At 67.2% G+C, this 519-nt stretch carries 2 protein-coding genes; both read right to left on the bottom strand.

The features are described from left to right. Positions 1 to 13: 13 nt before the first annotated feature. On the bottom strand, positions 14 to 325 hold the full coding sequence (locus CK240_RS18060; protein WP_095641569.1) for an HNH endonuclease: 312 nt from the start codon (positions 323 to 325) through the stop codon (positions 14 to 16). Beyond that, a partial coding sequence (locus CK240_RS18055; RefSeq protein ID WP_135059008.1) for a phage head closure protein occupies positions 322 to 519 on the bottom strand: 198 nt, incomplete at its 5' end. The genes CK240_RS18055 and CK240_RS18060, both read right to left, overlap by 4 nt.

Genomic DNA, 519 nt, shown 5'->3' with positions numbered 1-519 from the left:
CTGTCAGGGGCGCTCAGGGCGCGTTCCACGGGTCGTCCGGGTCGCGTGGGGTGCCGTCCGGGTTGCAGCCGCGCAGGGTCCATGCCTCGCCCTGGTCGAGCATGTCGGCTGCGGTCTTCTGCGTGTGATGGGTCTGACAGAGGCTTAGGAGCTGGTCGATGGGCGGGAAGGCCGGGCCGCCGTTCCTGATCGCCTTGATATGGTCAACCGCATGGGCCGGGGTGCCGTGCCCCAGGCTCTCGCAGGCTTGGCAGAGCGGATCGCGGGCCAGCTTCTTCCGCCTCAGGCGTTGCCACCGCTGCGTGTTGTAGGGCCAGCGGCTCATGCCACCCAATGAGCGGACAGGGTGAGGTATTGCCGCCGCTCGTCCAGGTTCCTCATGCCGTCGATGAGGTAGGGCTTGCCTTGCCAGAGGATGCGCCAGTCGGTCGCCACGTCTTCCCGGTGACGGATATGCACCAGCACCGCCTCGGTTGCCCGGATGCCTGCGCCTATCACTTCCTCGGTGCTCTTGATGGG

The sequence above is a fragment of the Paracoccus salipaludis genome (genome assembly GCF_002287065.1).
Classification (GTDB): Bacteria; Pseudomonadota; Alphaproteobacteria; order Rhodobacterales; family Rhodobacteraceae; genus Paracoccus; species Paracoccus salipaludis.
The sequence above is the reverse complement of the archived record's forward strand: the minus strand, read 5'-3'. Positions and strand labels throughout refer to the sequence as shown.